General features: G+C 48.9%; 1 protein-coding gene and 17 pseudogenes. All 18 read right to left on the bottom strand.

Annotation, left to right across the window (positions count from 1 at the left end):
• On the bottom strand, window positions 1-353 hold a 353-nt coding region (locus GDA45_04960), incomplete at its 3' end, for a cadherin-like beta sandwich domain-containing protein (protein ID MBC6414213.1).
• 180 nt (window positions 354-533) lie between these two features.
• Window positions 534-764, bottom strand: a pseudogene (locus tag GDA45_04955) (cadherin-like beta sandwich domain-containing protein).
• Between the two features lie 66 nt (window positions 765-830).
• Window positions 831-1094 (bottom strand): annotated as a pseudogene (locus GDA45_04950) (cadherin-like beta sandwich domain-containing protein).
• Window positions 1095-1127: 33 nt separating this feature from the next.
• Window positions 1128-1520, bottom strand: a pseudogene (locus tag GDA45_04945) (cadherin-like beta sandwich domain-containing protein).
• A 534-nt stretch (window positions 1521-2054) separates the two neighbouring features.
• Window positions 2055-2465 (bottom strand): annotated as a pseudogene (locus tag GDA45_04940) (cadherin-like beta sandwich domain-containing protein).
• 222 nt (window positions 2466-2687) lie between these two features.
• Window positions 2688-3125: pseudogene (locus GDA45_04935) on the bottom strand (cadherin-like beta sandwich domain-containing protein).
• Between the two features lie 222 nt (window positions 3126-3347).
• Window positions 3348-3770 (bottom strand): annotated as a pseudogene (locus tag GDA45_04930) (cadherin-like beta sandwich domain-containing protein).
• 225 nt (window positions 3771-3995) lie between these two features.
• Window positions 3996-4754, bottom strand: a pseudogene (locus tag GDA45_04925) (cadherin-like beta sandwich domain-containing protein).
• Window positions 4755-5369, bottom strand: a pseudogene (locus GDA45_04920) (peptidase A26).
• Between the two features lie 291 nt (window positions 5370-5660).
• A pseudogene (locus tag GDA45_04915) lies at window positions 5661-6773 on the bottom strand (cadherin-like beta sandwich domain-containing protein).
• Window positions 6774-7070: 297 nt separating this feature from the next.
• Window positions 7071-7526 (bottom strand): annotated as a pseudogene (locus GDA45_04910) (cadherin-like beta sandwich domain-containing protein).
• A 249-nt stretch (window positions 7527-7775) separates the two neighbouring features.
• Window positions 7776-7907 (bottom strand): annotated as a pseudogene (locus GDA45_04905) (hypothetical protein).
• Window positions 7908-7949: 42 nt separating this feature from the next.
• Window positions 7950-8666, bottom strand: a pseudogene (locus GDA45_04900) (hypothetical protein).
• Window positions 8667-8843: 177 nt separating this feature from the next.
• Window positions 8844-9362 (bottom strand): annotated as a pseudogene (locus GDA45_04895) (cadherin-like beta sandwich domain-containing protein).
• Window positions 9363-9554: 192 nt separating this feature from the next.
• A pseudogene (locus GDA45_04890) lies at window positions 9555-9893 on the bottom strand (peptidase A26).
• A 381-nt stretch (window positions 9894-10274) separates the two neighbouring features.
• A pseudogene (locus GDA45_04885) lies at window positions 10275-10904 on the bottom strand (cadherin-like beta sandwich domain-containing protein).
• A gap of 12 nt (window positions 10905-10916) precedes the next feature.
• Window positions 10917-11165 (bottom strand): annotated as a pseudogene (locus tag GDA45_04880) (peptidase A26).
• Window positions 11166-11504: pseudogene (locus GDA45_04875) on the bottom strand (peptidase A26).
• Window positions 11505-11648: the final 144 nt, after the last annotated feature.

The raw sequence follows: 11648 nt of genomic DNA, 5'->3' as shown, positions 1-11648 counted from the left end.
ATTGTGGTGACTTCACCTTCGGCTAAGCTAATTGGATTACTTGCACGCTCACTCGCCACCTCTATGCTATCTACCGTGATAGTTGCATTGGCATTATTTGCCGTCGGTGTCACAGTTATCGTTTGTGTCGCATTGACTACCGACACACTATAAATCACCTCATTACTCCTAAAGGGTGGTGTTAATTCTCCTTCCGACACCGCTAAGTTAGCTAAGGTCGCATCACTGCTTGGTGCTCGGCTCACCGCTATCGTATAGGTATTGGTCGTGGTGTCTTGGGCGGTCACCACTATCGTTATTGTGGTGACTTCACCTTCGGCTAACGGAATGGCACTACTTGTGCTACCACTCACTACTGTCTCATTATCCACTGTGATAGTTGCATTGGCATTAGACGCTGTTGGCGTCACGGTTAGACTCGTAACATTATTTTCAACTGATACCGTATAGGTCGTTGTCGTGCTCATAAAGGGCTCGCTTAATTCTCCTTCCGACACCGCCAAGTTAGCTAAGGTCGCATCACTGCTCGGCGCTCGGCTCACTGCTATCGTATAGGTATTGGTCGTGGTGTCTTGAGCGGTGACGACTATCGTTATTGTGGTGACTTCACCTTCGGCTAAGCTAATTGGATTACTTGCACGCGCACTCGCCACCTCTATGCTATCCAATACGATAGTTGCATTGGCATTAGACGCCGTCGGCGTCACGGTTAGACTCGCAACATCATTTTCAACCGATACCGTATAGGTCCTTATCGTGCTCATAAAGGGCTCGCTTAATTCTCCCTCCGACACCGCCAAGTTAGCTAAGGTCGCATCACTACTCGGTGCTCGGCGCACTGCTATCGTATAGGTATTGGTCGTGCTGTCTTGGGCGGTCACCACTATCGTAATTGTGGTGACTTCACCTTCGGCTAATTCAATGGGTTGACTTGCACGCGCACTCGCCACCTCTATGCTATCCACTGCGATAGTTGCATTGGCATTAGACGCCGTCGGCGTCACGGTTAGTGCGTCAATGGCATTAACAACCGATACTGTATAGTTCAGTGTTGTGCTACCAAAGGTCTCGCTTAGTGTGCCTGGCGTTAGCATTAAATTACTCAAACTCGCATCGACACTTGGGTCACGGCTCACTGCTATCGTATAGGTATTGGTCGTGGTGTCTTGAGCGGTCACTACTATCGTAATTGTGGTGACTTCACCTTCGGCTAAGCTAATGGCACTACTTGCGCTACCACTCACTACTGTCTCATCATCTACTGTGATAGTTGCATTGGCATTATTTGCCGTCGGCGTCACGGTCATCGTTGCTGTCGCATTGACTACCGACACACTATAAATCACCTCATTACTCCTAAAGGGTGGTGTTAATTCTCCTTCCGACACCGCCAAGTTAGCTAAGGTTGCATCACTGCTTGGCGCACGGGGCACAACCACTGTGTAAGTCTCTGTCGTTTCTCTGTCTTGTGCAGTGACGACTATCGTAATTGTTGTCACTCCACCTTCGGTTAGCGTAATATCTCTACTCGGAGTACCACTGCTCTCTGTATTGCCATCCACTGTGATAGTCGCATTAGGGTGAGCCGCTGTTGGTATCACTCGCACTTGCGCTATCATATTAGCTACATTCGCTGTATAGGTCGTCGTTGTCGGCGCAAACATCTCATCCAGCTCAATTGGTGTGCTATCCGTTTGCGTTAGCACTAAATCACGCAAGCTCGCATCACTACTCGGCGCACGGGTCACAGCCACTGTGTAAGTCTCCGTCGTCTCTCTGTCTTGTGCAGTGACAGCAATCGTAATCATTGTCACTCCGTCTTCGGTTAGATCAATCTCTCCACTAGTCCCACCACTAGCTACTGTTTCACTACCTACTCGGATAGTTGCATTCTCATTCGTCACTGTGGGTATCACTCGCACTTGCACTACTCTATTCTCTACACGCGCGGTATAGGTCGTTGTTGTCGATGCAAAAGTCTCATCGAGCTGAATTGTTGTCCCATCGCTTTGCGTTAGCACTAAATCACGCAAGGTCGGATCACTACTCGGCGCACGGCTCACAGCCACTGTGTAAGTCTCTGTCGTCTCTCTGTCTTGTGCGGTGACGACAACCGTAATCGTTGTCACGCCACCTTCGGTTAGATCAATCTCTCTACTCTGACTATCGCTAGCCACCCTATCTTCACCTACTCGGATAGTCGCATTAGAGTTATTCAATGTGGGTATCACGCGCACTTGCGCTACTCTATTCTCGACACGCACCGTATAGGTCGTCGTTGTCGGCGCAAAATCCTCAGCCAGTGGAATAATCTCTATTCCATCTACTTGCGTTAGCACTAAATTACGCAAGCTCGCATCACTGCTGGGTTCGCGAGACACGGCTATTGCGTAAGTTTTATTCGTTCTGCCGTTTTGTGCGGTGACGACAATCGTAATCGTTGTCACGCCGCCTTCAGTTAGCATAATCTCTGTACTGCTCTCACCGCTAGCCACTGTTTCACTACCCACTCGGATAGTCGCACTGCGACGAGCCGCCGTTGGCATCACGCGCACTTGCGCTACCTCGTTTTCCACCTCCACCGTATAGGTCGTCGTTGTCGGGTCAAAATTCTCATCCAGCTCAATTGTTGTTCGATCTGCTTGCGTTAGCACTAAATCACCCAAGTTCGCATCACTACTCGGCGCACGGGTCACAGCCACTGTGTAAGTCTCTGTCGTCTCTCGGTCTTGTGCAGTGACGACAATCGTAATCGTTGTCACCGCGTTTTCGGTTAGCTCAATCTCGCCACTCGGATCACCACGCATCATCGTGTTACTATCCACTGCCAGCGCAATAGTCGCATTTGCGTTATTCGCGGTTGGCATCACTCGCACTTGCTCTATACTGTTCACTACCTGCGCGGTATAGGTCGTCGTTGTCGGTGCAAAAGTCTCAGTCAGTGGAATAATCGTTATTCGATCGCTTTGCGTTAGCACTAAATTACTTAAGCTCGCATCACTGCTCGGCGCGCGGCGAACAGTCACTGTATAGGTCTCAGTCGTAATCCGGTCTTCTGCGGTCACCTCAATGGTAATCGGCGTGAAACCGCCTTCGATTAAATCAATATCTCTACTACTATCCACTGGAACTAGAAAACCATTCACTCGGATAGTCGCACTCGGATCAGTCGCTGTCGGAATCACCCTCACTTGCGCGACCGTGTTGGCTACTTCTGCCGTATATATAGTCGTTATTGATGCAAAATTCTCAGCCAATCGAATTGGTGTGGTGTCGTCGGTTTGCCTCAGCACTAAATTACTTAAGCTCGCGTCATTGTTCGTAGCACTCCCTACACGAATCAAAAATACGCGATAAGTTATCTGCGTTATTTCATTCGGTGCCGTCACCACTATAGTTATCGTAGTTTGCTCACCGACTGCCTCTAGCGGCACAAACTCGGCAGTTGCCGAACCACTCGCTACGGTCTCTGTGTCAAAGTTCTCGGCACTCACCGTAATCGTTGACAGAACACCTTCGCTCGCCGTGGGCTTCACCCTCGTTTGCGTTAACCCATTTGGCACAGTTACTGTGTAGGTCGTCCTTGACTGTTGAAATATATTTATCACGGTCTGTTCATTATCATCTATCACATCTACCAGTTCCAAACCACTCAAGCTCGCATCACTGCTCGGCGGACGGGTCACAGCTATCGTGTAGTTCCTAGTGGTGACTTCGTCCTGCGCAGTGACTTCGATCATAATCGTTGTCACCGCGCCTGCAGTGAGCATAATATCCCCACTGCTCCCGCCACTCGCCACTGTTTGATTAGCCACTCGGATAGTCGCACCGCGATGAGCCGCGGTTGGCATCACTTGCAGTTGCGCTACTCCTTCATCAACACGCGCGGTATAAGCAGTCACCAGCGGCGCAAAAGTCTGATCCAGTGGCAGCGGTGTGCGGTCGGTTTGGGTTAGCTGCAAATTGCTTAAACGCGCATCACTACTGGGCGGCACTACGGTCAACCTATAGATCCCGGTCGACCTGCCATCTGCTTCAGACACCTCTATCGTAATCATAGTGCGGGCAGCGGCGGTTACAGGAATCTCCTGACTGAGGGTATTCGTGGTAACTTGCTCTCCTATGTCATCATTACGAATGGTAATAGTCTTATCGATCGCCATTGCTTGCAGTGTTATTAAAGTAACCCGGTTAGCAATCTCGACATCGTAGACCAATGTCTCTAGATTAAACTCAGGTGTCAATACACCACCGAACACTGTGAGATTATCTAAAAGACTCGGATATTGATTGGGCAATAAACTATCGCAGCTCGGTTGCCCAGCGATGCCGCAAGCCGGGTTTTCAGGATCGGAGCCGCTGGTATATTTCAGTGCTGGGTATTGTTGCGTATTACCGAAGTCCCAGTCTGCAGTATCCCAACTGCTATATATACCAGTTGCCGTAGTGGGTGACAGCAGTGCTTCAATGGACAGATAAAGACCGTTTGTAATAGTACCTCCTCTATTCTCGCCGACTAAACCACTTACAGGCCCCGCAGGTCTCTGCCCATTGACATTACCGGTTGCATGGCTGTTTGTTATGGTAGCGTTACCTGGACCAGCTCGAAATCTACCATTGAAGCCGACTAAAGCACCTACGAATCTATCTCCCACCACATCACCGGTCGCATAGCTGTTCGTTATATTAGCGTTAATTGTGCCAGATATCATGCCATTGAAACCGACTAAACCGCCTACACCAGTTGATCCCATCACACGCCCGGTCGCATAGCTGTTCGTTATACTACCTGTATTTTGGCCGACTAAACCGCCGACTCGTAAATTCCCATGCACATCACCCGTCACATAGCTGTTCGTTATACTACCCCTATTTTCGCCGACTAAACCGCCTACACTATTATTCCCATCAACATCACCCATCGCATAGTTGTTCGTTATACTACCCGTATTTCTACCGACTAAACCGCCTATACCGCCTCCGCCCATACCGCCTACCTCAATGAGCCCATCCACATTACCTGTCGCATAGCTGTTCGTTATACTACCCGTATTGTTGCCGACTAAACCGCCTATACCGCCTATACTGTTTACCACAATGACCCCATCCACATTACCTGTCGCATAGCTGTTTGTTATACTACCTCTATTGTCGCCGACTAAACTGCCCACATTATTATTTCCGGTGTTATCTACATTGAGCAGACCCACATTAGTTATATCAGAATTGGTGCCGGTTGCACCGAATAGACCTATCCTCTCACCATCAGATCTATCTATCCTTAAGTTAGATATCGTATGACCGTTGCCTTCAAATACTACATCAAATGGTTGCGTGCTAGTGCCGATCGGCAGCCATCCTGCATCCATCGTCCAGGTTGTATTGATGCGCCCAATGTCATAACTGCGAGCTTGTTCAAAATCTAAACTGCGAACCAACTCGTAGCCACGACAGCGATCCTCAGGACAACCTGTCGTTATAATGTCGGCATCTCTATCTGCGCGATAGCCACGCCCGTCGAGCTGATGGCGTATTGCATCCAATCCCTCTAAGCTACACAGTTCTATTAGACCATCCCCATCTTTATCTATATCTATCGCTGCTGGCACACCGTCGTCATCGGTGTCTGCTATGCTCTGAATACAAACGGGTAGATTTACTCGCTCAACGGTCAACCGGTAGATGTGGCCGTTTGCTGTTCTTGCATCAGACACTTCAATCGTAATCAGGATGTCACTATCTCTGCTTAGCAGAACCTCTTGACTCAGCGTATCAGCGGTTGTTTCGTCTATGCCATCACCACGAATGGTAATAACACTACCTGTAGCCATTGCTTGCAATGTTATTGAATTGACCGTCTCACTAACCACCAAATCGTAGACCAATCTCTGCGCATCGAACTCAGGCAACAATAAACTATTGAACACCGCAAGACTATCCAAAAAACTAGGAAATTGATCGGTTAATAACTGATCACAACTAGGTTGCCCAGCATCACCGCAGGTCGGGTTGTTAGGATCAGCTCCGCTGGTATATCTCAGTGCCGGGAATTGCGACTGCGTACCGAAATCCCAGTCTGCCGTATCCCATTGTTCATAGATATCAGTTGCCATAGTAGGTCTCTGCAGGTCTGCAATGGACAGATGCTTACTATTTGCCATACTCCCCTCATTGAAGCCGAGTAAAGTGCCTAACTGTCCATTGACATCACCGGTCGCATAGCTGTTCGTTACACTACTCCTATTGTTGCCGACTAAACTGCCTACTCTATCATTCCCCGTCACATTACCGGTCGCATAGCTGTTCGTTATACTACTCCTATTTTCAGCGACTAAACCGCCTACTCTATCATTCCCCGTCACATCACCAGTCGCATAGCTGTTCGTTATACGATTCCTGTTTACAGCGACTAAACCGCCTACTCTATTCGTCCCACTCACATCAACCGCCGCATAGCTGTTCGTTATACTACCTCTACTGACGCCGACTAAACCGCCTACATTATCATCCCCGGTCACCTCACCGGTCGCATAGCTGTTCGTTATACGACTCCTATTGTTGCCGACTAAACTACCTACCCGCCGATCTCCAGCGATATCTACATTGAACAGACCGACATTCGTTATTTTAGAATTGTTAGCGGTCGCACCGAATAAACCTATGTTATCAGCAAGTCTATCTATCATTAAGTTAGATATCGTATGGCCGTTGCCTTCAAATACCGCAGCGAATGGTTGATCACTAGTGCCGATTGGCAACCATCCTTCACCCATCGTCCAGGTCGTATCGATGCGCCCACTGTCATAGCTGTCGGCTGCTTCAAAGTCTATACTGCGCACCAACTCGTAGCCACGACAGCCATCGTCAGGACAACCTAATGTTATAGTGTCGATACTGCTACCTGCGCGATAGCCACGCCCGTCGAGCTGATAGCGTATCGCATCCAATCCTTCTACATCGCAGATTTCTATTAGACCATCATTATCCTTGTCTATATCTAGAACCGCTGGGAAACCGTCATCATCAGTATCCGCTAGGTCGCGAAGACAAGCAGATAAATTGATTGCTTCAACGGTCAACAGGTAGTCTGCTGTCCTTCTGCTATTGGGGGTAGACACGACAATCGTAATCGTGGTGACACCGCCTGCGGTAATAGGAACAACTTGACTGATGGTATTAAAGGTCGTTTGCTCTCCTATGCCAGCACTACGAATGGTAATAAACTGATCGTCAGCCATGGCTTGCAGTGTTATTGAATCGACAGTCCTACCAACGAACATCGTGTAGTCCGATGTCTGTGGATTAAACTCAGGTGTCAATAGACCGTTGGACACCGTGAGACTATCTAACAGATTAAATTGATCCGCCAATCGACTGCCGCAGCTGGGTTGCCCAGCGACACCGCATGCCGGGTTTTCGCTATCGGGACCTCTAGCATATCTCAGTATTGGAGCTTGTGTTTCAGTACCAAAATCCCAATCTGCCGTACTCCATTCTTCATATATACCCTCTGCCGTAGTGGGCATTTGCAGTTCTCTAATCGACAAAGCGCGACTGTTTGGAGTACTACTACCCTCATCGGTGCCGACTAAATCGCCTACATTATCACCAGTCCCGGTCACCTCACCGGCCGCATAGCTGTTCGTTATACTCCCATCATTGAAGCCGACTAAACCGCCTACCTCACTCGTTCCACGCACAGCACCGGTCGCATAGCTGTTCGTTATACTACGAATATTGAAGCCGACTAAACCACCTACCTGTGCACTCCCACGCACCTCACCGGTCGCATAGCTGTTCGTTATACTACCAGAAGAACTATTTTCGCCGACTAAACCGCCTACACTATCATCTCCATCTACATCACCGGTCGCATAGCTGTTCGTTATGGTACCCCCTTCACTCAAGCCGACTAAACCGCCTACCCTATCACCAGCACCAGTCACACCAGTCACATCACCGGTCGCATAGCTGTTTGTTATACGACCACTACTGCTATTGTTGCCGACTAAACCGCCTACCTGAAATGACCCTCTCACATCACCCATCGCATCGCTGTTCGTGACATTCCCATCATTGATGCCGACTAAACCGCCTACAATATCATTCCCACGCACCTCACCGGTCGCATAGCTGTTCGTTATATTAGGGTTATTTTGGCTGGCAAAACTGCCGTTGATGCCGACTAAACCGCCTATCCAAGTACTATCCCCAGTCACATCAACCATCGCATAGCTGTTCGCTATACTCCCATCATTCTCGCCAACTAAACCGCCTATCCGTGCATTCCCACGCACCTCACCAGTCGCATAGCTCGTTATACTACCGGTATTTTCGCCAACTAAACTGCCCACAAAATTCCCTCCTTTGATATCTACATTGAGCAGCCCGATATTCGTCATTATAGAATTGTTGCCTGTCGCACTGAATAGACCTATGCTATCCGTAGCAGGTCTATCTATCATTAGGTTAGATATCGTATGACCGTTGCCTTCAAATATTGCAGCGAATGGTTGCGCGCTCGTGCCGATCGGCAGCCATCCTTCCCCCGTCGTCCAGGTCGTATTGATGTTTCCACTGTCATAGCTGTCAGTCTCTGCAAAGTCTAAACTCTGCACCAACTCGTAGCCACGGCAGCTACGCTCAGTACAACCTACCGTTATCATGTCCGCACCGCTATCGGCGCGATAGCCACTACCGTCGAGCTGATGGCGTATCGCATCCAATCCCTCTAAGCTACACAGTTCTATTAGACCATCACCATCTTTATCTATATCTATCGCTGCTGGCACACGGTCGTCATCGGTGTCTGCTAGGTCTTGCGTACAAGCGGGTAGATTGATTCGCGCAACGGTCAACCTGTAGTTTCCTGTCCTTCTGCTATCTGGGGTAGACAATTCAATCGTAATCAGGGTGTCACTATCGCTGGCTAGAGGCACATCTTGACTAATCGTATCAGTGGTTGTTTGCTCGTCTATGCCATCACTACGAATGGTAATAACACTATTTGTAGTAGCCGTTGCTTGCAGTGTGATTGAATTGACCGTCTCACTAACTGCCACCTCGTAGACCAATCTCTGCGGATCAAACTCAGGCAACAATAGACCATTGAACACCACAAGACTATTCAAAAAACTAGGAAATTGATCGGTTAATAACTGACCGCAGCTAGGTTGCCCTGCGACACCGCAGGCCGGGTTGTCAGGATCGGCTCCACTGGTATATCTCAGCGCCGGGGATTGCGATTGATTACCGAAATCCCAGTCTGCCGTACTCCATTCGCTATATATGCCGGTTGCTGTCGTGGGCATCTGCAGTTCCATAATGGACAGATGCTTACTATTATCTGTTATACTACCCATATTGTTGCCGACTAAAGTGCCTGACTGTCCATTCACAGCACCGGTCGCATAGCTGTTCGTTATATTTACTCTATTGTCGCCGACTAAACCACCTACCTGTAAATTCCCAGTCACAGCACCGGTCGCATAGCTGTTCGTTATACTACCACCAGTATTATTTAAACCGACTAAGCCACCTACATCTCTAATCCCCGTCACATCACCGGTCGCATAGCTGTTCGTTATACGACCTCTATTCTCGCCGACTAAACCGCCTATATTATTCCGCACTCCCACATCAACTGCCGCATAGCTGTTCGTTATACTACCATCCTCATTGCGGCCGACTAAACCACCTGCAGACGTAACCCCATTCACAGCACCGGTCGCATAGCTGTTCGTTATAATAGAGTTATTGAAACCAACTAAACTGCCCACATGAGTACTTCCTATGTTATCTACATCTAGCATGCCGACATTCGTTATTCTAGAATTATTAGCTGTCTCACCGAATAAACCTATTTCATTACCAGTAGCAGGTCTATCTATCATTAAGTTAGATATCGTATGGCTGTTGCCTTCAAATACTGCAGCGAATGGTTGCGCGCTCGTGCCGATCGGTAGCCATCCCGCATCTGTCGTCCATGCCGTATTGATGTCTCCACTGTCATAGCTGTCCGCTTGTTCAAAGTCTATACTGCGCACCAACTCGTAGCCACGACAGCCCTCGTCAGGACAACCTACCGTTATCAGGTCGATACTGCTACCTGCGCGATAGCCACGCCCGTCGAGCTGATAGCGTATCGCATCCAATCCTTCTAAATCGCAGATCTCTATCAGACCATCATTATCCTTGTCTATATCTATCACCGCTAGGAAACGGTCGTCATCGGTATCCGCTAGGTCGCGAATACAAGCAGATAGATTGATTGATTCAACGGTCAACAGGTAGTTGCTTGTCCTTCTGCCATCTGCGGCAGACACGACAATCGTAATCGTGGTGCCACCGCCTGCAGTAATAGGAACAACTTGACTGATGGTATTAAAGGTGGTTTGCTCTCCTATGCCATCACTACGAATGGTAATAAACTGATTGTCAGCCATGGCTTGCAGTGTTATTGAATCGACAGTCCCTGAAGCCAACACAGTGTAGTCCGATGTCTGTGGATTAAACTCCGGTGTCAACAGACCATCGGACACCGTGAGACTATCCAATAGATTCAATTGATCCGCCAATGGGCTACCGCAGCTGGGTTGTCCAGCGACACCGCAGGCTGGGTTATCGGGATCGGGACCTCTAGCATATCTCAGTATTGGGGCTTGTGTTGCAGTACCAAAATCCCAGTCTGCCGTACTCCATTGTTCATAGATACCAGTTGCCGTAGTGGGCATCTGCAGTTCTGTAATCGACAAAGCGCGACTGTTTAGAGTAATACTACCCTCATTGGTGCCGACTAAAGTGCCTAACTGTCCATTCACAGCACCGCTCGCATAGCTGTTCGTTATACTACCAGCAGAACTATTTTCACCGACTAAACCGCCTAAGCTACCATCCCCATCCATATCACCAGTCCCTGTCACCGCACCGGTCGCATAGCTGTTCGTTATACTACCCGCATTGTTGCCGACTAAACCGCCTACCAGTTCATCCCCATCCACATTACCGGTCGCATAGCTGTTCGTTATACTACCCGCATTGTCGCCGACTAAACCGCCCACTTGATCATTGTTGCCAGTCACTGCACCGATCGCATAGCTGTTCGTTATACGACCATCATCACTATTTTCGCCGACTAAACCGCCTACACTATCATCTCCATCCATATCACCGGTCGCATAGCTGTTCGTTATGTCACCCCCTCTACTCCAGCCGACTAAACCGCCTACCCTAGTACGCCCAGTCACAGCACCCATCGCATAGCTGTTCGTTATACCACCGGTGTTTTCGCCGACTAAACTGCCCACATTATCATTTCCTATGTTATCTACATTGAGCAGCCCGACATTCGTCATACTAGAATGGATGCCTGTTGCACCGAATAGACCTATGCTATCCGTAGCAGGTCTATCTATCATTAAGTTAGATATCGTATGACCGTTGCCGTCAAATATTGCAGCGAATCGTTGCGCGCTCGTGCCGATTGGTAGCCATCCTGCAGCCATCGTCCAGGTCGTATTGATGCGCCCACTGTCATAACTGTCAGTCTCTGCAAAATCCAAACTGCGCACCAACTCGTAGCCACGACAGCCATCTACCGGACAACCTACCGTTATAAGGTCTGCATCGCTATCGGCGCGATAGCCAAG

The sequence above is a fragment of the Chromatiales bacterium genome (assembly GCA_014323925.1).
Taxonomy (GTDB): Bacteria; Pseudomonadota; Gammaproteobacteria; order Poriferisulfidales; family Oxydemutatoraceae; genus SP5GCR1.
Note: the sequence above shows the minus strand (reverse complement) of the source record. Positions and strands in the feature narration are given on the sequence as shown.